Annotated in this window: 21 protein-coding genes and 1 tRNA gene; 2 read left to right on the top strand and 20 right to left on the bottom strand. The window is 38.2% G+C overall.

Annotation, left to right across the window (positions count from 1 at the left end; all coding sequences use genetic code 11):
• Nucleotides 1-196 precede the first annotated feature (196 nt).
• Together rsmA and rnmV are read right to left on the bottom strand one after the other, a co-directional pair.
• The gene (gene rsmA / locus NFR29_RS07760) at nucleotides 197-1,051 is read right to left on the bottom strand and encodes a 16S rRNA (adenine(1518)-N(6)/adenine(1519)-N(6))-dimethyltransferase RsmA (RefSeq protein ID WP_251425299.1); all 855 of its coding nucleotides are present in this window, start codon (nucleotides 1,049-1,051) and stop codon (nucleotides 197-199) included.
• An 8-nt stretch (nucleotides 1,052-1,059) separates the two neighbouring features.
• Nucleotides 1,060-1,596: a ribonuclease M5 gene (gene rnmV / locus NFR29_RS07755; RefSeq protein ID WP_251425296.1), complete on the bottom strand. Its 537-nt coding sequence runs from the start codon at nucleotides 1,594-1,596 to the stop codon at nucleotides 1,060-1,062.
• 107 nt (nucleotides 1,597-1,703) lie between these two features.
• Between rnmV and NFR29_RS07750 the strand changes: the two genes are divergently transcribed.
• On the top strand, nucleotides 1,704-2,633 hold the full coding sequence (locus NFR29_RS07750) for a LysR family transcriptional regulator (protein WP_251425293.1): 930 nt from the start codon (nucleotides 1,704-1,706) through the stop codon (nucleotides 2,631-2,633).
• Between the two features lie 169 nt (nucleotides 2,634-2,802).
• On the opposite strand, the gene NFR29_RS07745 is transcribed toward NFR29_RS07750, so the two are convergent.
• The 18 genes from NFR29_RS07745 to nhaA (NFR29_RS07660) all read right to left on the bottom strand — a co-directional run bounded on the left by NFR29_RS07745 (nucleotide 2,803) and on the right by nhaA (NFR29_RS07660) (nucleotide 23,725).
• The gene (locus NFR29_RS07745; protein ID WP_251425290.1) at nucleotides 2,803-3,774 is read right to left on the bottom strand and encodes a 3D domain-containing protein; all 972 of its coding nucleotides are present in this window, start codon (nucleotides 3,772-3,774) and stop codon (nucleotides 2,803-2,805) included.
• Nucleotides 3,775-4,189: 415 nt separating this feature from the next.
• Nucleotides 4,190-6,307, bottom strand: a complete 2,118-nt coding sequence (gene ppk1, locus NFR29_RS07740) for a polyphosphate kinase 1 (protein WP_251425288.1) — start codon at nucleotides 6,305-6,307, stop codon at nucleotides 4,190-4,192.
• A 13-nt stretch (nucleotides 6,308-6,320) separates the two neighbouring features.
• Nucleotides 6,321-7,856: an exopolyphosphatase gene (gene ppx, locus NFR29_RS07735; protein ID WP_251425285.1), complete on the bottom strand. Its 1,536-nt coding sequence runs from the start codon at nucleotides 7,854-7,856 to the stop codon at nucleotides 6,321-6,323.
• A 164-nt stretch (nucleotides 7,857-8,020) separates the two neighbouring features.
• A complete protein-coding gene (locus NFR29_RS07730) occupies nucleotides 8,021-8,791 on the bottom strand; it encodes a TatD family hydrolase (protein WP_251425282.1) in 771 nt (256 codons plus the stop codon).
• The gene (metG, locus tag NFR29_RS07725) at nucleotides 8,791-10,737 is read right to left on the bottom strand and encodes a methionine--tRNA ligase (protein ID WP_251425279.1); all 1,947 of its coding nucleotides are present in this window, start codon (nucleotides 10,735-10,737) and stop codon (nucleotides 8,791-8,793) included. Before metG ends, NFR29_RS07730 begins: the two co-directional genes overlap by 1 nt.
• Before the next feature lie 16 nt (nucleotides 10,738-10,753).
• Nucleotides 10,754-11,599, bottom strand: a complete 846-nt coding sequence (rsmI, locus tag NFR29_RS07720) for a 16S rRNA (cytidine(1402)-2'-O)-methyltransferase (RefSeq protein ID WP_251425276.1) — start codon at nucleotides 11,597-11,599, stop codon at nucleotides 10,754-10,756.
• Complete coding sequence (locus NFR29_RS07715; RefSeq protein WP_251425274.1) at nucleotides 11,589-12,314, bottom strand: tRNA1(Val) (adenine(37)-N6)-methyltransferase; 726 nt, start codon at nucleotides 12,312-12,314, stop codon at nucleotides 11,589-11,591. The genes rsmI and NFR29_RS07715 overlap by 11 nt, the downstream gene beginning before the upstream one ends.
• A complete protein-coding gene (locus NFR29_RS07710) occupies nucleotides 12,307-13,152 on the bottom strand; it encodes a PSP1 domain-containing protein (RefSeq protein WP_251425271.1) in 846 nt (281 codons plus the stop codon). The genes NFR29_RS07715 and NFR29_RS07710 overlap by 8 nt, the downstream gene beginning before the upstream one ends.
• Nucleotides 13,153-14,196 carry a DNA polymerase III subunit gene (locus NFR29_RS07705; RefSeq protein ID WP_251425268.1) on the bottom strand — a complete coding sequence of 348 codons (1,044 nt, stop codon included), beginning with the start codon at nucleotides 14,194-14,196 and terminating at the stop codon, nucleotides 13,153-13,155.
• 108 nt (nucleotides 14,197-14,304) lie between these two features.
• The gene (locus NFR29_RS07700; RefSeq protein WP_251425265.1) at nucleotides 14,305-14,988 is read right to left on the bottom strand and encodes a dTMP kinase; all 684 of its coding nucleotides are present in this window, start codon (nucleotides 14,986-14,988) and stop codon (nucleotides 14,305-14,307) included.
• A 2-nt stretch (nucleotides 14,989-14,990) separates the two neighbouring features.
• Nucleotides 14,991-16,451: an aminotransferase class I/II-fold pyridoxal phosphate-dependent enzyme gene (locus tag NFR29_RS07695; protein WP_251425262.1), complete on the bottom strand. Its 1,461-nt coding sequence runs from the start codon at nucleotides 16,449-16,451 to the stop codon at nucleotides 14,991-14,993.
• 145 nt (nucleotides 16,452-16,596) lie between these two features.
• A complete protein-coding gene (pth, locus tag NFR29_RS07690) occupies nucleotides 16,597-17,172 on the bottom strand; it encodes an aminoacyl-tRNA hydrolase (RefSeq protein WP_251425260.1) in 576 nt (191 codons plus the stop codon).
• A 10-nt stretch (nucleotides 17,173-17,182) separates the two neighbouring features.
• Nucleotides 17,183-18,130 carry a ribose-phosphate diphosphokinase gene (locus tag NFR29_RS07685; protein WP_251425257.1) on the bottom strand — a complete coding sequence of 316 codons (948 nt, stop codon included), beginning with the start codon at nucleotides 18,128-18,130 and terminating at the stop codon, nucleotides 17,183-17,185.
• Nucleotides 18,131-18,271: 141 nt separating this feature from the next.
• Nucleotides 18,272-19,645 (bottom strand): bifunctional UDP-N-acetylglucosamine diphosphorylase/glucosamine-1-phosphate N-acetyltransferase GlmU, encoded by a 1,374-nt coding sequence (gene glmU, locus NFR29_RS07680; protein WP_251425254.1) that lies wholly within the window; start codon nucleotides 19,643-19,645, stop codon nucleotides 18,272-18,274.
• A 9-nt stretch (nucleotides 19,646-19,654) separates the two neighbouring features.
• Nucleotides 19,655-20,479 (bottom strand): pur operon repressor, encoded by an 825-nt coding sequence (purR, locus tag NFR29_RS07675; protein WP_251425251.1) that lies wholly within the window; start codon nucleotides 20,477-20,479, stop codon nucleotides 19,655-19,657.
• 196 nt (nucleotides 20,480-20,675) lie between these two features.
• Nucleotides 20,676-21,281, bottom strand: coding sequence for a 3D domain-containing protein (locus tag NFR29_RS07670; protein WP_251425248.1), 606 nt, complete (start codon nucleotides 21,279-21,281; stop codon nucleotides 20,676-20,678).
• A 24-nt stretch (nucleotides 21,282-21,305) separates the two neighbouring features.
• A complete protein-coding gene (gene nhaA / locus NFR29_RS07665) occupies nucleotides 21,306-22,478 on the bottom strand; it encodes a Na+/H+ antiporter NhaA (protein ID WP_251425245.1) in 1,173 nt (390 codons plus the stop codon).
• Nucleotides 22,479-22,552: 74 nt separating this feature from the next.
• Nucleotides 22,553-23,725, bottom strand: coding sequence for a Na+/H+ antiporter NhaA (gene nhaA / locus NFR29_RS07660; protein ID WP_251425242.1), 1,173 nt, complete (start codon nucleotides 23,723-23,725; stop codon nucleotides 22,553-22,555).
• A gap of 215 nt (nucleotides 23,726-23,940) precedes the next feature.
• Here nhaA (NFR29_RS07660) and NFR29_RS07655 point away from each other — a divergent pair.
• Nucleotides 23,941-24,014 (top strand) — tRNA-Gly (locus tag NFR29_RS07655).
• The last annotated feature ends 225 nt before the right edge of the window (nucleotides 24,015-24,239 follow it).

Genomic DNA, 24,239 nt, shown 5'->3' with positions numbered 1-24,239 from the left:
TGCTTATTTTTTTTGCAAAAAAATAATGTTGGTTGTGCCACCTTGATGGTGACACCCCAACATTTATTATAGAACCAAAAAAAGAAACTATGCAACTGCATAGTTTCTTTTTTTGTTATCTCCAACAGGTATCTAGAATTTACCTTTAACTAAGTGTCTAGAATTATATCTTTAACGAGTGTCTATACAATAGATACTATCTCCCTAATGTGGCCCACGCATTAGCAATATCCGCAAACTCTTGTAAACTGAATGTCTCCCCTCGTCGCTGCCCATCAATACCAGCTTTTTGTAAGATCATGTCAATTTGTTCTTTTCCAAGCCCCGTTGTTTTCATCGTATTGGAAAATGTTTTGCGGCGCTGTGCAAAACCAGCTTTCACTACGCGGAAGAAAAGTTTTTCATCCACCACATCTACTGGTGGCTTATCTCGTAAGACGCAACGAATAACAGAACTTGTTACAGCAGGAGCGGGTAAAAATGACTTCGGCGGTACATCAAGAACGATATCTGGTTCCGTATAATATTGAACAGCTACAGATAATGCTCCATAGTCCTTCGTCCCTGGTTGAGCCACCATGCGAAGGGCCACTTCTTTTTGGACCATCACAACGAGACGCTCAATAGGCAGTTTGCTTTCTAACAAAGACATAATAATGGGCGTTGTAATATAATATGGTAAATTAGCCACCACTTTAAAAGGTTTATGGTTCATAATAGATGGCACATCTAATTTCAATACGTCACCATGAACGATATGCACATTATCATATTGTGCCAATGTTGTATCTAATACTTCTAATAAGCGACTATCTAATTCAATGGCTGTTACTTGAGCGCCGCTTTGCGCCAAACCTTGCGTTAATGTGCCAATACCTGGTCCAATTTCTAAAACAGGCTCACCTGCTTGTAAATCTGCAGATTTTACGATTTCATCTACAATACCGCGTTTAATCAAAAAATTTTGACCTAGCTTTTTACTCATTCTAATATCAAAACGTTTACATATATAATGCACAACCTCCGGGCTGGCAATAACAGATTCAATCATAGTAACTCCTATTTTGTAAGACTCATAATGGCCGATTCATAGGCCTCTCTTGTAATTCCATAATGGTTAAGACGATATAAAAATTGCTTTCCATTACCATAACCAATTCCCAATATAGCACCAACTTGAGCACGTTGCTCAGCACTATTAGGAAATCCTGAAAGCCCATGTTGTACTAAATCGACCATGGCGAACTCCTGGGAGGACGTCAGAGACTCTACATGCAATACAGATAAAGCCTTTCGTATCGATTCAGGAGATGCTTGTTCAATACCAATATCATCATTTGCATAAGCTTCATCACGGGGAACAAAAGCATGTTTTGCATAAGGGAATTTCTTTGTCAATACTCGTCGGATTCTCTCGCCTGCCGTATCTGGATCAGTGAGAATGATGATTCCCCGTTTTTCGTAAGCTACCCGAATTTGCTCAAGCACTCCTTTGCGCAACGTAAACCCTTCGGTGGCAATACACTCGGCCTCTATGGCTTGTTGAATCCGTTGAATATCTGATTTTCCTTCCACTACGATTACTTCTTTTAGCATCGGTCCTCCTACTCTTTCATATCATTGTAACATATATAACATTGCTTAAATAGATGTAATAGTTTAGTATTAGAAGTATAATCATACAAATCATAAGGAGATATATTGTGACTTTACAACAATTACGATATGTAACAACAATAGCCAATATTGGTAGTATTAGCGAAGCGGCCAAACGCTTATTTGTATCTCAACCAAGCTTAACAAAAGCCATAAAAGAATTAGAAAAAGAAATGGGCATTACCATTTTCGATAGAACAAACAAAGGCATTACCGTATCAAAAGAAGGGGAACGTTTCTTAGGCTATGCTCGTCAAGTTTTAGAGCAAGCTACTTTATTAGAAGAACAATATAAATCGAATACGGGCGGTAAAAAACAGTTCTCTGTATCTACACAACACTACTCTTTTGCGGTGAACGCCTTCACCGATTTAATTAATCGTTCCCATGTAGATTCTTACGACTTTTCATTGCGGGAAACACAAACGTATGAAATCATCGATGATGTAACACATATGAAAAGCGAAATCGGCTTATTATACTACAATGATTTTAATCGACCAGTATTAGAAAAATTGATCCATTCTAACGATTTAACATTTACTGAATTATTTACAGCAAGCCCTCATGCTTTTATTGGTAAAAACCATCCTCTAGCAGAAAAAGAAGTCATTTCTATGGAAGAGTTAGAACCGTACCCTTACATTTCTTTTGAACAAGGTGACCATAACTCATTCTATTTCTCTGAAGAGATTTTCAGCACTGTAGTTCGTCAAAAACATATTCGCGTTCGCGATCGAGCATCCTTATTCAGTTTATTATTAGGACTCAATGGCTATACTGTGTCTAGTGGTGTTATCGATCGAGAGTTTAATGGTGAAAATATTATTGCTGTTCCTCTCGCTGAAGAAGGTATTATGCATGTTGGCTATATTACGAATAATAAAATGCAACGCAGCCGTTTAGGGCAAGAATACATTAATGCCTTAGAAGATTATTTACAAAAATATGGAGCTCATATAGTCTTACCAGAATAAAATGATTCTATCCTCCCCACCTAATTTTTTCCTATATCCTAAATAAAAGCCCTTCCTAACGGAAGGGCTTTTATTTATATAACCAGAGCTATATATCTGTTAAATTATTATGTATGATGGTAGCCTTACTATAACAATGTATCGTTTATACTAAGTCAATCCTACTCTATTAATCTAGTACGTACACTGTAACGTCTCGTCGACCAAATTCCATAGCCTCGCCATAGGAGTCCATCAATAAATCAATACGATGACCTATAATAGCGCCGCCAGTATCTGCTGCTAAGGCTTCACCATAGCCAGGGATAAATAAGCGAGTTCCCAATGGAATAACATCTGGATCTACCGCTACTAAACCACGCACCGCTGGCAAGCCAGAAGCAGTAATACCGCGTCCATCACCATCAGTAGCTAAATACGCAGAAGCTTCCATCACAAGAGCTCTAGAAGCACGGCTCGCTACATTACTAGCAGTAGTTACTTCTTTTGTGCCTTCTTTAATAATAGTAGGGGTCATATTAGTAACTACTTGTTTTGACAATTCATTTGTTTTAATAGCAGTACCATTATTGTATAATGTTTCTACTTCTACTTGCGCAGTTCCTGGTTTACCTACTTGTGCTACACTTTCTTCACCAATAGCGATAGTATCATCTTTTTCACGAATCACTTCTACTGGAATCTCTTGGTTCACAGTATTAACAGAGCGACCAGTGACTTGAAGAATTGTAATGGCACTGCCATTTTGAATATTACCATCTTCAGTAGTCGTATAATTTGGTGCTTTAAAGCCTAATTCATTAGCTAAATCTGCTGCTGTTGTTTGTGTTGTATATACAGTTCTAGTTTTTCCTTTCACTGTTACCGATACTGGGAAAGCTCGAACAACAGTAAGTGTTGTACCATCTTGTACAGAATTAGAACTACTAAAAACTTTATCTTTTGGATTTAATTTAATACCTGCGTGGCGTACAATACCCTCGTTAGAGTTTAAATGGGTTTTCACAGTATGTGTTGCACCATCTACCATAACTGTTACCGTTTTATCATTATAAGAAAAACCAGTTAAGGTTATTGCAGTTACCATCAATCCAGCAATCACAGACGATACATATCGCTTGTGTGTTTTGTGAATTTGCATGTTAAAATTCCTCCTATAATATCAAAATTCTACTACAGTTAGATATAACCTGTCAAACTCACAAAGTTAACAATAAGCAATAACATCAATAAATATATAAACTTCTCAACATTCTCAAAGTTATGTTTTTAAAAAATGTCTACTGTATAAAGATAAATCAAAAAAATTCAATACTATACTATATAAGCAAAATTGTGCACATATATTCGACACTACCACAATATATAGTATGTTTCGAATTTTTATTTTTATTTTTGAATTTTTATGAGTTTTTAATTTGTCGACTAAATCTTTGACTTTTTAACAAACTTCATTTTTATTTCATCAACAAAAGAAAATACACTAAAAAGCTCAAGTATATAGCGATATTTTACTCTATATTTATACAGGTTTGTATTAGAACTCCAAAAACTCACTATTTCTTCATCTTAAACATCGGTTCAAATCGTTCTTTTACAGTCATTTTCCGCTTTTTCTTTTTCCCCTTTGCCGCTGCCATCAACTCTTCTTGAGCAGAGATAGCATAGTCTTGTCCTTGCGGTTTCCCATAAGATCCATCAGCACGCATAATATGAGCTTTTAAGGTATCTTTAATATACAATTCTAAAATCCCTTTTACTCGTTCTTTATGAGTCTTATATATGATAGGAATCATCAATTCTACGCGGTCATTTAAATTACGAGGCATCCAATCAGCGCTAGAAAGGAATATCTTTTCATGTCCGCCATTTCTAAAATAGAACAACCGATGATGCTCTAAAAATCGTCCTACAATAGAACGAACTGTAATATGATCGCTAACTCCTGCAATACCTGGGCGTAACGTACAAATGCCACGGACGATTAAATCAATTTTAACACCATAAGAGGAGGCTTCATACAATTTTGCAATCACTTCTTTATCTAATAAAGAATTCATTTTTCCTATAATATAAGCCTCTTCGCCTCGTTTAGCACATTCAATTTCTTCATCAATAAGGGCTATAATACGTTCCCGCAAATTCAGCGGTGCTACGATAAACTGATTCCATATTGGCGGATCAGAATAACCTGAAATTAAATTAAAGAAGCGCGATGCATCATCACCATATTCATCATTACAAGTAAAAATGCCACAATCCGTATAAAAGCGAGCTGTCTTACCATTGTAGTTACCGGTTGCTAAGTGAACATATCGACGGATACCATCTTCTTCTCGGCGTACTACCATGGTGATTTTGGAATGCGTTTTTAAGCCTTTTAGACCATAAATAACGTGACATCCAGCTTTTTCCAGACGGCGCGCCATAATGATATTATTTTCTTCATCAAAACGGGCCTTTACTTCCATTAACACAGTTACTTGTTTACCATTTTCAGCAGCTTTCACAAGGGATGCGATAATAGGTGACTCCCCACTGACGCGATATAGAGTTTGTTTAATAGCCAATACATTCGGGTCACCTGCAGCTTGTGCTACAAATTGCTCTACTACATTAAATGATTCGAAAGGATGATGAACGAAAATATCTCGCTCTCTAATTAAATCTAGAATCGGTGTATTTTCTTGACCTATAATTTCCATAGGAGTTCTCGGCTCAAATGGTTTATACCGCAAGTCATCATAACCAGGATAATTGGAAAAATCAAAATACATATGACAATCTAAATGTCCATCAATATGATATACGTCTTTTTCTTCCAACTCTACACTATCTAAGACGATACTAAGCAATTCTGGTAAGCCCTCTCCTACCACTTCTAGGCGTACCGCATCACCTCGGCTCCGACGTCTTAACGAGGCTTCTACTTCAGTAAGCAAATCTTTTGCTTCTTCTTCATCAATTTCAAGGTCCCCATCTCGAGTAATACGGAACATCATATATGTATCAATACTATAGCCTTGGAAAAATTCCGTAGCATAATGAGTAATAACATCTTCTAAATAGACGAAGCGATGTTCCCCTTTCTCTGAGGTCGGTACTTCAATAATGCGATCTAAAACGGAAGGAATCGGCAAAATAGCAATTTTATAATCTTTCCTTCCCTCTGGTGATTCTTGAAAGATGCGAACAATGGCATTAATCGTTTGATTTGCTAAAAATGGAAATGGATGACCGGAATCAACAGCAAGTGGTGTTACAACAGGATAGATTTGTTCTGCAAAATAGCGATATAACCAATCTCTTCCCGTTTCATCTAATTCTGTCGGCGTCGTAAAGTATAAACCATGTTCTTCCAAGGAATCTAAGACCACATGCAAATACTTATATTGCATCGATACAAGGCGTTGTACCGATTCATCGATGGCTTTTAATTGTGTTTTCGCATCCATATGCGCAGCATCATATTTAACGATGCCATTCTTCGCTTGATGACGTAACCCTGCTACGCGAATCATAAAGAATTCGTCTAAATTAGAACTAGCAATGGCAAGAAATCGCAATCGTTCCAATAGAGGGTTACTTGTATCAATTGATTCTAGGAGAACTCGTTGATTAAATTTCAACCACGACAACTCTCTATTAAAATAATATTTAGGACTTGTAAACAACTTAGTACACCTCCTATACTGGAGTCCATTCGATATGTAAGGCTCGTTTGAACTCTTTCTTAAAGGATTTTTCTAATTTATGAACTGCATGACGGGTAACGGAAATATTACGCTCTTTCGGATACGTAAGCTCTAAGCGAACTACTTGTGGCTCTATCGTTGTATGAATAGAGCTAATCAATTGTTCATGGCTTTCATCAAGAGCCTCTGCAATAGCGAGAATGATAGAAAGTTTTTTCCCCATAGTGCGCTGCTCATCATCTAGTAACTTACCATATAAAAAGGTCTTATATTCTTTTGGCGTCAATCCATGCGAATTCATTACTAAAAAGCCGCTGAATGCTTGTTCTACATGGTTCATACCATAGAGATTACTATTAATGAGCATATAACAACCGTGTCGAGCATGGCTATAATAATTCACTCGTTTACCAATATCGTGAAGTAAAGCCGCTGCTTTTAAACAACGTCGCAAATTAGCATCGCCTTTATGAAGAGATTTCCATTTCATAAACAAAGTATCTGCTAAGGTAGCCACATATTTAGCATGAATTAATTCATGCTTCGTCATATCTAACAAAATATTTTCCGCTGAATGGGTCAAAATATCTTCAATAATAGGATTGCCTCCTAAATAATGATGTCCATAATAATCATAGAACAAGCCTTCTCGCAATCCCGAACCACCGACCACTAAAGTCTTACTATTCACATAATTAAAGAGTTCTTGTACAATCGTCATGCCTGCAATAATAATATCTGCCCGTTCCGATGAAAGACCGTTGATTTTCTTGCGCTGCTCTAATGGTTTGCTTTTTACATCATCTAAGAGCTCCATAAATCGATGATATGGTATTTCATAACTGTGAATCTTTGTAATAGGATAGTTTAATTTTCGTTGATCCATTTTAGCAATATTACGCGCCGTCCCACCTATGCCTAGTAAAGGCATTTTTGCATTTTTAAGCCACTTGTGAGAGGCAATCGTCTTTTTAATGGCTTTTACCATGTTTTGATATTCTTTGTCTGTAAACTCTCCACCTTTTTGATAGGTCCCTGTCAATGTTAAAGCTCCAATAGGCAAACTAACAGATTGTTCTATTTGACGATTTTTGACGAGTGTCACTTCTGTACTCGCGCCACCTAGGTCAAAAATGACAAAATTTTTCAGACCAATCGTATTAATGACACCAAGAAAACCTAATCGTGCTTCTTCCTCTCCAGAAATACATTCTAGCTCCATCCCCGTCTCGTCTAAGATGCGTTGAATGAAATCGTCTCCATTTGACGCCAAGCGTACAGCAGCAGTAGCCACAGATTTGATACTCTTCACATCCATCACTTTTGCCATATGAACAAATGATTGTAACGACTGTAAAGCTCGCTCCATAGCCTCTTTAGTAAGAGCTCCTTCATCCCACATATTTTCGCTTAAACGAATACTTTCCTTTTCTTGGTAAATAAGACGATAACTACCAGTCTTTGAGATTTCATATATAATGAAACGAACTGAGTTCGATCCTAAATCTATAAATGCAACACGTTCCATATGTTAAGCCTCGTTATATTAATCCTTTAGACCCTATAGATGTTATGCTTTTAGTATACCATAGAAAAACCGACCTCCTTAGTATTCAAAAATCTAAGGAGGTCGGTCACATGTAGAAATATTGCTACAACTATGCCTAGGATAGCAACCATATATAAGGAATATTATTGAATACCAAATACGCGCTTTCCATTTTCATAGGTTTGAGCTGCAAATTCTTCTACATCCATACCTTTTAAGGCAGCAATTTCTTCTGCAATAAATTGTGTTTTACTCGGATCATTTCGACGTCCTCTAAATGGAGGCGGCGTTAAATAAGGAGAATCTGTTTCGATCAAAATACGATCTAATGGCACTTGCTGTGCTACTTCTTTTAACTTAGTAGACTTTGGAAATACCACAGGGCCGGCAAAAGAAATATAGTACCCCATTTTCACGAGTTCTTTGGCCATTTCCCAACTACCTGAATAGCAGTGGAAAATCCCCCAATTGCCTTTCCCTTCATTACGAAGAATATCCATAATATCACCATGCGCATCACGATCATGGATAATAATTGGCAAGTCTACTTCTCGAGCTAATGCCAATTGACGAACAAAGACCTCTCGTTGTGTGATGCGATCAGAAAAATCGTAATAGTAATCTAATCCAATTTCCCCAATAGCACGCACTTTATGGTGATGCAAAGCTAAGTCTTTATAATACTCATAATCGTCGTCAGTAAAATCTTTTGATTCATGAGGATGAGTACCAACAGCTGCATAAATTCTATCATATTCATTAGCTAATGCTAAAGAAGGTTCCACAGTGCTACGATCTACACCAGGAATCAAAATATATTCTACACCAGCCTCAAAACAAGCTTGTATCATCTCCGCTCTATCATTATCAAAACGATGATCATTGATATGCGCGTGTGTATCAAATAGTTTCATTATTTTACAATACTCCCTGGTGGCAAGGAATCGATATTAGTTACTTCTAATTGTTCATTCCAATCAGAAGCAGATAAAATCATGCCATATGATTCGATGCCCATCAATTTCTTAGGTGCCAAGTTTGCTAAATAAATTACTTTTTTCCCAATCATTTGTTCTGGTTCGTAATATTGAGAAATACCGCTTACCACAGTGCGTTCTTCTAAACCAATATCGAGGGTGAATTTCAATAATTTCTTAGATTTCGGCACTTTTTCGCAAGTCAGCACCTTAGCCACTCGTAAATCTAATTTTTCGAAGTCATCATAGGCAATGTGTTCTTTCAACGGTGGAATAGCCGATGTATCTACAGCCTCTGCTTCTTCTTTTACTTCTACGACTTCTACCATTTCAGGCACTTCAAAACGAGGATAAATAGGTTCCCCTTTCACTACAGTAGTGCCAGTTGGAATACCGCCCCATGTACGGATCGTATCTAAATTAGCATCACCAAAGCCAGTTAATCCTAGTTGTTCCCAAATTTTAGGAGCCCCTACAGGAATGACAGGACTTACTAATACTGCTATAATACGCAAGCTTTCAGCTAAATGATACATAACAGATTGTAAACGAGTTACATCAGCCTCATCGCTACTCTTCGCAAGGGCCCAAGGCATAGTTTCATCAATGTATTTATTCATACGACCGATGAAAGCCCACACTGTTTTAAGCGCTTTATTGATTTCCATAGCTTCCATTTGAACTTCAAAATCAGCTACTGTCTTTTCTGCTAAGGCAGAAATTTCTTGGTCTAATCCGTCTATATCAGCTGTTTTCGTAATGATTCCGTCATGATATTTCTGAATCATCGCAATAGTACGATTCAAAAGATTCCCTAAATCATTGGATAAATCAGCATTGATTTTCGTTACGAAATTAGGCAAAGTAAAATTCCCATCATTGCCTAATTGGATTTCAGACAATAAATAGTAACGCAAGGAATCAGCCCCATATGTATCGATAAGCGGATTTGGATCGATAACATTACCTAATGACTTACTCATTTTAGTACCATCTACGATCATCCAACCATGACCAAAGACTTTTTTAGGCAATGGCAAGTCAAGGCTCATCAACATGATTGGCCAAATGATAGTATGGAAACGAACGATTTCTTTCCCTACTAAGTGAAGATCCGCTGGCCAATAATGTTTGTATAATTCGCTATCACCTGCAAAAGGCTCTAATGCACTAATATAATTTACTAACGCGTCAAACCATACATATACAACGTGTTTAGGATCGAAAGGAACTTTAATGCCCCAGTCGAAAGACGTACGAGATACTGCTAAGTCTTCTAAACCTTGCTTGACAAATTGAATCATTTCATTACGACGCGATTCAGGTTGAATAAAGTCAGGATTTTCTTCAATAAATGCTAGCCATTGATCTGTATATTTCCCAAGTTTAAAGAAATAACTTTCTTCTTTTACACGCTCTACAGGGCGTCCACAATCTGGGCAGGTATGATTAGGGCCTAATTTTTGTTCTGTCCAAAATGTTTCATCTGGCGTACAATACCACCCTTCATATTCTGCTTTGTAAATGTCGCCTTTTTCATAGGCTTTTGTAAACAACTCTTGTACAACTTTTTCATGACGCTCATCAGTAGTGCGGATGAAATCATCATTAGAAATATGTAGTTTCTCCCATAAAGCTTTGAAACCATCTACGATATGTGTCGTATATTCTAATGGCGTAATACCTTCTGCTTCGGCAGCGCGCTGAATTTTTTGACCATGCTCGTCTGAACCAGTTAAAAAACGTACATCATAGCCAGCTAATCGTTTAAAACGAGCAATCGTATCGGCTACCGATGTACAATATGTATGACCTATGTGCAATTTCGCACTAGGATAGTAAATGGGAGTTGTAATATAATATGTTTTTTTATTTTGATCCATTATACCCTCCATAAAATTATCGTTCTACCGCATTATAAACGTCCCGCCGAGATACTCCAAATCGCTTGGCCACCTCTCGAATAGCTTCTTTTTTAGGCATTCCTTCCGTAACGAGTGCTGCTACAGCATCTTCATAGGAGAGCGGCACTTCTTCTGAAAGCTTCTCTTCATCACTCGTTTCAGCACCACCTAAGAGAAGTACAAATTCCCCTTTATAGGTAATCTCATCTAAATCACTACAAAGAGAGGCTAAGTCAGTGCGTAAAAAAGTTTCAAACTTCTTAGTCACCTCGCGCGCAATCACAATCGGTCGATTCCCTAAGACTTTATACATATCTAACAACACCTCTTCTAAGCGATGAGGCGCTTCATAAAATAATAAAGTCCCTCGGTGCTGTCGTATTGCTTCTAATGCTTCATTGCGATGTTTACCTCGTTTAGGCAAAAAACCGAAAAAGGTAAATTGCTTTGTATCTAAACCAGAGGCAATGAGCGCCGTTAGAGCTGCATTAGCCCCCGGCAAAGGGACGATAGGAATGTCTGCAGCAATCGCTTTATCTACTAAATCTGCGCCAGGATCTGAAATGGCCGGCATTCCTGCATCACTAACGCAAGCAATATGTTGGCCTTCTAATAACATATGAATAATAGCAAGCCCCTTTTCTTCTTTATTATGTTCATGATAAGAAATAAGGGGCTTTTTTATATCAAAATGTTTTAATAATAAGCCCGTATGTCTCGTATCTTCAGCAGCGATAGCATCCACTTCACCGAGAATGCGCACCGCGCGATACGTCATATCTTCTAAATTCCCAATAGGGGTGGGCACTAAATACAAGGTGCCCTTTTGATTATCCTTCATACCAACGGGACACCTCCTCTGTGTATTCATTAGGCCTATGGTATACGATTAATGGTTCTTCTACAATCAACCCCTCTTGTCCACCTTGAATGGCTTCTATAAGGACAATTTTAGCAGGTTTGTCAATTCTGCCATGAACCATGCGCAATCGTTTCACTGTAAATTGATACGTTCTTAATATACTGAAAGCCTCCGCTAAGCGTGGCGCACTATACACCATCCATAAACGACCTTTATACTTGATCAGTCGTTTAGCTGAGGCAATGACATCTTCTAATGAAGTATGTTCATCGTGTAATGCTATATGACGGGAACTTTCACTAGGTACATTACCACCTGCATGATCAAAATAAGGTGGGTTCACTAAAACACCATCAAAAGGCTTATCTCCAAAGAGCTGATACTGCATATAGCGATAATCACCTTCTTCAATATGCACTACATGGGATTTATTATTATAGATAACACTTCGTTTTGCCAAGTTTGCTACGATGCTATTAATTTCTATACCCGTTATGTGACCAGCACCCAAGGAAGTCCCAACTAAAGGAAGTACACCTGTACCCGTTCCTAAATCGACATACCGATGATGACCATTAAATTTACAAAAATGAAGGAGCGCAATAGCATCAAAGGAAAAACGAAATTGATCGATTCGTTGATAGATGCGCAGACCATCAATAATCAAATCGTCTAATGTTTCTACATTACTCATCTGGTAATGCTACTTCAGACCATTTCAAATCAATGGTGCGGCCTGCTTCTAATTGAACTTTTACAGTGCGTTTATGGGTATTCACTTTCAAGATTTTACCAATGCCCTCATCGGTAACTACGTCTTTACCAATCCCTGGTGGTTCAATATCATTAATTGTTTGAGGGCGTTCTTTTTTAACGTATAAATCGCCACCTTTTTTATATAAATCATCTTCATAATTTAAGCAGCACATCAAACGTCCACAAACACCAGAAATTTTCGTAGGATTTAAGCTAAGATTTTGATCCTTTGCCATACGAATCGATACAGGTGTAAAGTCCCCCAAAAAGCTAGAGCAACATAACGCTCGTCCACAGGCACCAATACCATTGAGCACTTTAGCTTCATCTCGAACACCTACTTGACGTAACTCAATACGAGTTCTAAAAACTGTCGCCAAATCCTTGACGAGTTCCCTAAAGTCGATGCGTCCATCAGCGGTAAAGAAAAATACGATTTTATTCATATCAAATGTATATTCTACATTGATGAGCTTCATCGGCAACTTACGTTTTTCAATTTTTTCTAAACAAATATCAAAGGCTTTCGCTTCTCGTTCTTTATTTTTCTCTATTTGTTTCAAATCTTTTGGCGTCGCTTTTCGAATGACCGTTTTAATAGGCATAACTAAAAAGTCTTCCATTACCTCTTTAGGGCCTATTACAACAGTACCATGTTCAACGCCGCGAGACGTTTCTACAATGACTTGATCATCAATAGTCAATTCATTGTGACCGGGTAAAAAGTAGTAAATTTTACCAGCTTTTTTAAATCTTACGCCAACGATGGTTACCATCTAAACCTCCTCACGAGCATCATGAAGGGCGATACTGAGACCGTCCACTACAAGAGCGATTTTTATATGCAATCTCAAAGCTCGTTCCGCTTTTAACGTTTCTGCTGTAACTGCTGACAATCCCAGCATAGACCAATGAGATATGAGTTTCAATAATGTACGGCGATGCATAGGTAATTGCAATTGCTCTATAGTAGCACCGCTTTTTAAAGCCATCATATCACGCGCTACTAACCGTAGCCAATGCATCAATTCTAATGCTTCTTCACGGCTAAGCTTTTCTGACAATAAGGCGATGTCGCCAAACCATTGTCGACTCGTCCCCAATATGGACATCCATCGTACAGCCAGGTCTAACATATGGATAGTCCCTTGAGAAAGCAAGGATTCCACGATAGCAGGATTTCCTTGACCTAATGCGATAGCATCTTCTAAATCCCCCTCCTCTACAGAGCGATTCGAAAAGGCTTGTCGCAGTATATCAGGACCTACAGGTTGAAAACTGACTCCCATACAACGAGATACAATGGTCGGTAATACGGTATTGATTTTATCAGTTAAAATAATAAAATACACCTTTTCAGGTGGTTCTTCAATAGTTTTCAACATAGCATTGGCCATGATGAGATTAGCGGTGTGAAAGTCTTCTACAATGACAACTCGATTACCAAGACCAACAACACTCAAATGATCTTGTAACAACGTATACCACTGTTCTACTTTCAAAGTCGATTTCATAGGTCGTAACCAAAAGACATCTCCTTTATCCATATAAAGAGGTAATCCTTCAGCTTCGATTTTCTTCTGCGATTCCCCATTGGCTAACCGAGCAGCCTCTACTTCGGCCAAATAGCGTTCACCATTGCCACCACCAAATACTTGGCGACCAACTAATAATGAGGCCAAACCAATAGCCATAGCTAATTTACCTAAACCTGCTTCACCATAAAACAATAAACTATGCGGTAATGTTTGACGGTCTACTAAATCTGTGAGGTGTTTTTTAATCGTATCTTGACCAATAACAGTATCAAAATATGTCATACTACCTCCTCCCATTAATTTCCGTCAATATTTCTATTATATAGGAATTATGTAACTTTTTAAAGACTTCTGTACTTAATACACCCATCATAAGTTGTGCTAAAATTCTTATATATACTCTTGAATAGCTTGATATACATCATCATGGATGGATTCAATACTACGCATCCCTATAGAACCAAATTCATCTTGTTCGGTACACTCGATACGTTGCCATCCATAACGCTCAACTAATTCATCATAGGCCTCGTGAACAGATTCTAAATATTTGTGATTCCCTTCGTGAATATCACCAGTTTCGCCCCCCGTTTTACCAGTGCGTTCTTCCATTAACGCTTCTGTAACGGCTAGTGGTACATCCAGTAAACATACTACATCAGGGCGAGGAAGGCCAAATTTATCAAATTCAAAGTCCTCTAGCCACTTCAAAAACTCTTCTCTCTCTTGTTTATCACTATACTTTACCATTTGATGAACCATATTTGATGTAGTATATCGATCTGCTACAATAATGCCTCCATCGCGATAAAAGCGTTCCCAATCCATGCGGAATGATGCAAAGCGATCGATGGCATACATAGAGCTAGCAACATAGGGGTTAACTGCGTCTACTTCAGCACCAAATTGTCCAGACAAATACATTTTTATAGGCATAGACGCATCGCTATCGTAATTGGGAAAACTAACACTTCGTACCTGATACCCCTCTTCTGTCAAGCGTTCTACTAAGCGCTTAGCTTGTGTCGCTTTACCGCTTCCATCGCTGCCTTCAAGTATAATCAATGTCCCCATAATCACTCCTCTATAACCCATATCGTATGTAAATCTCTATCATCAGCCCCATTAGGTACATAGCCTAATGCTTTACGATTCTCTATATATTGTAACACAGATTCAGTAATTTCTTCTCCTCCCACTAAGAATGGAATTCCTGGCGGGTAATAAGAAATAGTTTCTCCTGAAATACGATGTAATGCATAACACAATTCAATGCGCTCTCTCTTTTTATACATCGCCTCTCGTGGTGTTAAACGCACAACAGGTGTTGGTAGTCGACTAGAGTCGTCACTAGAGGCTTCATAGATATTATCATTAAGAGGATTTCGATTCACCATCTTTTCGATATGTCGTACGGAGTCCACTAATTGACGAATGGATTCTTCTGTATCACCTATAGTAATCAAGACTAATACGTGATGGGCTTGTACTAATTCGACTTCTATATGCTGAGCCCGCAATAGCTTCTCAAATTCTACGCCACTTATCCCCCAGTCCCGTACATCGATAAGGACTTTAGTTATATCATAGTGCATAGCTCCTACTGACTCTTGGTCCATAATAGCTACACCTTTGATAGTTTGTAATTGCTCACGTAGTTGTCGGCTTAAACGAAGCGTACGCTCCAATAGTTCTTTCCCCTCTGTAAGCACTTGATGGCGCGCCATATCAAGGGAAGCCAAAAATATATAATTAGGGCTTGTAGATTGTAGCATTTGATGCATTTGTGTAATCCGTCTTGCATTAATACGATCTCCTTTGCCTAATAGCCACGACGTCTGCGTTAATGATCCTAGTGATTTATGTGTACTCTGCGCTACTAAATCAGCGCCTGCAGCAATAGCTTCTATAGGAAAATCCTCGTGAAATGGCAAATGAGGTCCATGAGCTTCATCCACTAAAACAATCATATCCCGCTCATGGGCGGCTTTCACAATGCCTTCTATGTCGACACCAATACCGTAATAATTGGGATATACTAATACAATAGCCTTCGCCTCCGGATGGGCCTCCATGGTAGCGATAGCTTGTTCGGTCGTAACGCCTAACGGAACACCCCAACGGCGATGAAATTCGCATTCCATATAAATCGGTGTAGCCCCTGATAAGACGAGACCACTTGCTACCGATCGATGTGCTTCACGCGGGATAATGATAGAATCACCGGGGCCTACGGTTCCCATAATCATCGCTTCAATGAGAGCAGTCGTACCATTAATGGAAAACCAGCAGTGATCTGCTCCATATAGTTTTGCAGTTAGGTCTTGTGCTTCTTGTAAAGCTCCTTCAGGTTCATGTAAATCATCTAAGGCATACATAACCCCTAAATCGTAAGGTAACGCCGGGCCCATCCATTGTTGTAGTAGATGCGGTGCTCCCTGTCCAATCTTATGTCCAGGCGTATGAAATGGTATAAAACTATCCTTTTTATATTCTACTAACGCCTCTACAAAGGGCATTTTTTTCTGTTTATTCATCAAATCCTCTACCTACTATATCTATAAATAGTAAAGACAGCGCTCTACCTCTCTCTAATAACAGCAAAGACATATCGTAATCATAGAAAACCATATCTTCTATAAAAATAAAAGGCATGAACCGTAATGATTCATGCCTTGTTGTTTATCTTGGTCTACGCTTAGGATTGTATAAGTTCATGCCTTTATCAAGGCCTACTTCTAAAGTGCCTAATACAGCTTTTACAGTATCTTTGATACCTTTTTCTACCTTCTCCTTAGACTCTTCAGGAAATGGCGCCATTACATGATCTATAACAGTCCATTGTGGTAGCGGTCTGCCAATACCTACGCGAAAACGAGGAAACTCCTCTGTTCCTATATGTGTAATCAATGACTTAATGCCATTATGTCCGCCAGAACTACCATTAGGGCGAATCCGCAATTTGCCAACAGGCAAATCCATATCGTCATAAATGCAGTACACATCTTTGGGATCAATTTTATAATACCGCATCAAAGGGCCTACAGATTCACCACTAAGATTCATAAAGGTTTGAGGCTTTACGAGTAAAACCTTTTCCCCATCTACAGTGATAGAACATACTTCAGCTTTTTGTTCTTCTTTCCATGGAGTATGACTAACAGCCTCTGCAATGGCATCGACAACCATAAAACCGATATTATGTTTTGTAGACTCATATTGTTTACCTGGATTACCAAGGCCTACTACTAACTTCAAGGAACACCTATTATTTATCAAATAAATTACTTACAGATACTTCATGGAAGATGCGCATAATCGCTTCCCCTAACAATGGTGCTACAGATAATTGAGTAATATTTGGCAATTCAGTACGCAATGGAATCGTATTTGTTACAATCAACTCTTTAATATTGGAATTAGCAATGCGTTCCGCTGCTGGATCAGTCAATACTGCATGAGTAACGGCAGCAGTAACAGATTTAGCACCGAATTCTTCTAATGCTTTCGCCCCTTCTACTAAAGAACCTGCTGTATCAACGATATCATCGATGATAATACAATTTTTGCCTTTTACATCACCAATTAAATTCATTACTTTAGCTACGCCTGGTTCAGGACGTTTTTTCTCAATAATCGCAATAGGAGCACCAATGCGGTCGGCTAAATCACGAGCTCGAGTTACTCCACCAAGGTCTGGAGATACAACGATAAGATCTTCCATTTTCTTTTCGTTAATGTATTTAGCGATAATAGACGCACCGAATAAATGGTCTACTGGCACATCGAAGAAACCTTGTATTTGACCTGCATGCAAATCAATTGTTACAAGACGTGTAATACCTGCCGTTTCCAATAAGTTAGCAATTAGTTTTGCTGTAATTGGTTCCCGACCACGTGTTTTACGGTCTTGTCGAGCATAACCATAATATGGCACAACTGCTGTAATATGGCGAGCAGACGCACGTTTTAATGCATCAGCCATAACCATTAATTCCATTAAATTATCATTGACAGGATAGCTTGTTGGTTGAACGATAAATACGTCTTTACCACGTACGCTTTCATCAATCATAATTTGCACTTCGCCATTGTTAAAACGACCTACAAATGCTTCACCTAAAGGCAAACCTAAATAATCACAAATCTCTTTTGCCAATTCTGGATTCGCATTACCTGTGAAAATCTTGAGTTTTTTGCCATCTTCAAATGCCATGTTGATACCCTTTCATCTGTCCGTAATTCTACTTAGTTACTAAACGTATAGCATAACGTATATTACAGATACACAAAACTATATTGCCCTATTATTGTATACTATTTCTTCCATGTTGTGCAAAACATTTTGGAGTAAATTTTATTTCTTTTTGAAAGTATCGTCACTTACCCAGTTTTCTTTAATAATTTGTTTGCTTCTACCAACAGCTAATGCTCTTTCAGGAACGTCTTTAGTAATCGTAGAGCCAGCCCCTACATAAGCTTCTTTACCAATCGTTACAGGCGCCACAAGATTGCTATTGCAACCTACAAATGCACCATCACCAATAGTGGTGCGATGCTTTAATTTACCGTCGTAATTAACAGTAATCGTGCCGCAACCAATATTAACACCAGCCCCTACATCACTGTCGCCAATATAGGATAAATGAGGGAATTTAGTACCTGCTCCAACCTGGCTGTTTTTAACTTCTACGAAGTTACCAATATGTACATGATCATGAATGACTGCATTAGGACGCAAATGAACGTAAGGACCTACATCCACATGGTCCTTCACTTCACAGTCATGAGCATACGTGAAATGTAACATCGAATGATTGCCAACAATAACATTGGTCAAACGCGTGTGAGGGCCAATTTCAGAACCTTCACCAATCACAGTATTCCCTTCTAATATAGTGCCAGGATATAAAATAACATCAGTCCCCACTTGTACTTCAGGAGCTACGTAAGTCGTATTAGGATCGATAATCGTAACGCCAGCATTCATCAATTCAACGTTTTTACGACGACGCAAAATTGCTTCTGCTTCTGCCAGTTGTAAGCGAGAATTAACGCCTAAAGACTCTTCAAAGTCTTCTGTCATATAGGCACTCACTTTTTCATCGCCATTTACAAGGATGCTTACTACATCAGTAATGTACAATTCGCCTTGAGCATTATCATCGGATAATTCATCTAAACAAGGCCATAATTTTTGACTATCAAAAGCATACATACCTGTATTGACTTCACATACAGATAATTCCTCAGGATTACCATCTTTTTGTTCTACAATACGCACCACATGACCATCGCTATTGCGAATGATACGACCGTACCCTGTTGGATCAGGCATATAAGCCGTCAAAATAGTCGCTGCTGCACCAGATTGAGCATGCTCTTGTAACAAAGCTTCTAAACTTTCTTTTGTCACTAGCGGTGTATCGCCACATACCAATAGAATTGTACCGTCAAAACGTCCCAATACAGGTTGAGCCATTTTAACGGCATGGCCTGTCCCCTTTTGTTCTTCTTGACGAACAAATTCAGCACGACCTTCTAAATAAGCTTCTACTTCGTCGCCACCGAAACCAACGATAGCTACATCTCTGACCGTACCTAATGATTGAACAGTTTCCAATACTCGTTCTACCATCGCTTTACCGCCCACTTTATGAAGCACTTTTGGCAATTTAGATTTCATTCGCGTCCCTTTTCCGGCCGCCAAAATAAGACTTGCAATATTCATAGTAGTCTCCTATTTATCAACATCATCAAATACTGGTTCAATAAGAATTTCATTAGTCTTTTCATCAATGCCATAAAATGTAAACAACGCTTCATAATCATCAATGAGTTTAGGGGTTGGTTCTGCCGTAGCAACTAATACACCTGTGCCTACCACATTACCATTCATTTCCCTCACTAATTCTGTCAGACCTTTCGCTGTGCCACCAGCTTTCATAAAATCATCAATAATAAGAACCTTAGAATTCGGTGGAATAGCTCGTTTTGTAAGAGTCATCGTTTGAATACGCCCGGACGAACCAGTTACATAATTAATACTAATAGCAGATCCTTCTGTTACTTTACTATCTCGGCGAGCAATGACGAGCGGCTTATTGAAAGCTCGCGCCACCATAACCGCTAAAGGAATCCCTTTTGTTTCTACTGTCAAAATATAGTCTGGATCACGATCGGCAAAGCGAGTCATAATAATTTCTCCAAGCCTTGTCATAACATGCCAATCGTAGAGAATATCAGACATATAAATAAAACCGCCAGGAATAATTCTATCTTGCTCTTTTAATCGCTGTTGTACATCTGTTAAGATTTCATTGGCTTGCTCCCCTTGGCGGTGAGGGATAAATCGTACACCCCCTGCTGCGCCAGCAACAGTTTCCAAAGTCCCTAATTGAAAGTGCTCCATCGACTGTCTAACGCAAGTTAAGTCTTCACTTACTGTAGATTTAGCCATGCCAAAGAAATCACAGAAATAATTGAGAGGAATTAATTTTTGCGGCGAGTCCACTAATAATTTTGTCATCGCCACTAATCGTTCTACCCGTTTTACTTTATCCATAAACCTTCCTTTGCTAAATCACTACACTTTTATTTTTATTATACCATAAAATCCGAATATTCGTATTTCTCTAGTTCTAGAAAATTCGGATAAAAAATACTCTAGCCCACAATATGTGGGCTAGAGTATTTTCATAGGTAACAAGATTCAATGATACATTAATGTATCCTCTATATCTCGTGAGCCATATATGCAATTATAAAATGTACACTTTTACCGTTTGACGGCCAAAATGAAGCGCTTCCGATCGTTTTTCAAAAGCTAAATCAATGCGTGTCCCCTTAATAGCACCTCCTACATCTTCTGCTACAGCATAACCATATCCTTCAATATAGAGTCTCGTCCCTAATGGAATGACATTAGGGTCTACAGCAACAATACCTTTTTTTAGACGCGCTCCTGTAGCTGTATAATTACCATTACCTGGATCTTGAGAACTATAAGCACTAGCATGCATTGTCATAACTTTAACATATTTTTTAGGGACTCCACTACGATCTTTAGTTGTCATAGCTTCTGTATAAGTAGTTTCATACTTTTCCAAAGCTTTCATTGTTGCTGGTCCAACTCGACCATCTACAGCTAAGCCTTTCGATTTTTGGAATTTCTTTACAGCTGCTTCTGTACGAGTACCAAAAACACCATCTGCGGAATCTTTCAAAAAGCCTTGCTGAGCCAACATAGTTTGTAATTTTTGGACGTGATGTCCTTGTTGACCTTTACTAATGACCGCCGCATGAGCGAAAGCCATCATATTCATGAGGAAGCATAGCGTTCCTAATAATACTATTTTTCTAATCATATCCCCTCACTGATTACTAATGATTTAGCAATTATGATATACCCCAATATGACATTCTTTACGATTAGAACCAGCAATGCGCAAGAAAATATAACCTACAACAGCAGAAATAATAGAACCTATTAATACGCCACCTTTAGCCATTTCTTGAGTCACACCAGGAGCAAAGGCAAGAATAGAAACAAATATACTCATAGTAAAACCAATACCACATACGATGGATGTGCCATAAATATATTTCCAGTTCGCTTCAGCTGGCATTGGTGCAATACCTAGTTTCACCATACCAAATACAGCCCCTAGAATACCAATTTGTTTACCTAAAATCAAGCCTAATGCCACGCCTAATACAACAGGATTTGTTAAATCTGACATTGAGAAACCAGCTAAGCTAACACCGGCATTAAAGAACGCGAAAATTGGTACAATGAGAAAGCTCACCCAGTTAGACAATACATGTTCCCAATGTTGCATTGGTCGCACTACCTTATGTCCAATTTTCCCTTGTACAGGAATCGTCATGGCTAAAATAACACCTGCCATAGTAGCATGCAAACCAGATCGTAAAATAAAATACCATAAAATAGCACCTAAAATGATATATGCCAAAGGTCTCACATAACCTTGGCGATTACAATAAATCAGGCACCCGATAACTACAGCAGCTGCTATCAAATACATCAGATTAATACTAGCAGCATAGAAAATAGCAATAACAATAATAGCAATCAAATCATCAATAACGGCTAGAGCTGTAAGAAATACTTTCATAGAATTCGGTACTCGAGATCCTAAAGCCGTAATAACACCGATAGCAAAAGCAATATCCGTAGCTGTCGGTATAGCCCAGCCACGAACATATTCTGGATTATCACCAGCAATTAAATAATAAATCAACGCTGGAACAATAACTCCAAATGCAGCTGCTACACCTGGCATAACTCGTTTTGCATTAGTGTTTAATTCACCATTTACAAGTTCACGTTTTACTTCGAGACCTACAAACAAGAAGAAAATAGCCATGAGCGCATCATTTACCCACTCAACAGCCGTTAATGGTCCCATTTTGAGGTTAACGAGAGACATATATTGAGGTGCTGCTGGTGAATTAGCTAAAATTAACGCAATAATCGTTGCCCCCAGCAATACATTAGTAGCTGCTGCTGGAGAACGAAGAAACACAAATATTCGTTCCATTGATATATATAATCCTTCCTATATGATTAATACTATATGATATATAAAGATAATCTATTATATTAAAATAGCTTCTATGATTTAGAAATACTAGAATTTCCTTTATTCTTTTTTAATGCCGAAGCAAGGAATAAAACAGATGCCCCTAATAGACCTGAAACGATCGAGCCAATAAAGATACCTACTTTTGCCATTTCTTGTGTCAATCCAGGCGCAAAAGCCAAGGTAGCTACGAATAAACTCATCGTGAAACCGATACCGCATACAATAGATGTACCGTAGACTTCAATCCAAGACGTATTGGTTGGCATTTTAATAATTTTAGATTGTACTAATATATAAACGGCAGAGAAAATACCAAATTGTTTACCAAGAATTAAACCTAATGATATACCGAGCACAACAGGATGGAATAATTGATGGGATGAGAAATCAGAGAAAGAAACACCTGCATTCAAAAAACTAAATACAGGAATAATCAATAGATTAACCCAATGTTTCAACTTATGAGCCCATGCATGAAGAGGGTATACTGTACGTCCTTCTATCTTTCCAATAGCCGGTATGGTCATAGCTAGTACTACGCCTGCGATTGTAGCATGTACACCAGAACGTAATACAAATGTCCATAACACAACACCTAATACAACGTATAAAATAGGTCTCAAATAGCCTTGTTTATTAGTATACACTAGTAATGCTGTTGTAACTACAGCCCCTAATAAATAAGGAAGGTTAACACCAGCACCGTAAAAAATAGCAATAACAATAATTGCAATTAAATCGTCAATAACAGCAAGAGCTGATAAAAAGGCTTTCATAGCTTGTGATACTCGTTTACCAAGCATCGTAATAATGCCAATGGCAAAAGCAATATCAGTAGCCGTCGGTATAGCCCATCCATGGGTATAATCAGGATGTACTCCAGCAATTAAGAAATAAATCAAGGCTGGCGCTAATACCCCTGCTATAGCTGCTAAAACAGGTAGTAAACGTTTTGAATTTGTATTCAATTCGCCAGAAATCATTTCCGTTTTTATTTCTAATCCTACATATAAAAAGAATAATGCCATTAACCCATCATTAACCCATTCTAATAAAGTTAAAGGCCCAAGGTGAATTTGCATAAAATTAAAATACACCGAAGCAAATGATGAGTTTGCCACAATAACTCCTAATATAGCAGCCAGCAATAGAGATACGCCACCAATAGAATCTGATTGGAGAAAAGTTTTAAATTTGTTCATATTCAATCCTATATATACAACGATAAAACAAAAATAATTTTACACAGTATATCCTATATAATCATACCATATTATTAAAAAAACAATCAACGAAACACCGTGTATACATAGCTTATCTTCTCAATATAGGTTTAAACTTTAGCATATGATAGTGCATTTTCTTTTATAAAAGTTCTATTCAATATACTATAAATATGCTATGATAAATATATCGTGCGGGCGTAGTTCATCGGTAGAATGCGAGCTTCCCAAGCTTGAGAGGAGGGTTCGATTCCCTTCGCCCGCTCCATAAGGCATGATATAGATTTTCTATATCATGCCTTTTTTATTGCTTAATCAGCGCCTTCCTATCACTCCTCGTTGTGCATTTACCTTTGCCGATTTGTAACTTGGTAAATGCTATGCTCCGATGAATCTAATACACTTGTATTCATAACAAAAAAGGCACACCCTCTGGTGTGCCTTTTAGCTTAATCAGCGACTTCCTATCCTCCCAGGCCGTCTCCAGCCAAGT

The organism is Veillonella agrestimuris, from assembly GCF_943193065.1.
GTDB lineage: Bacteria > Bacillota > Negativicutes > Veillonellales > Veillonellaceae > Veillonella > Veillonella agrestimuris.
Note: the sequence above shows the minus strand (reverse complement) of the source record. Positions and strands in the feature narration are given on the sequence as shown.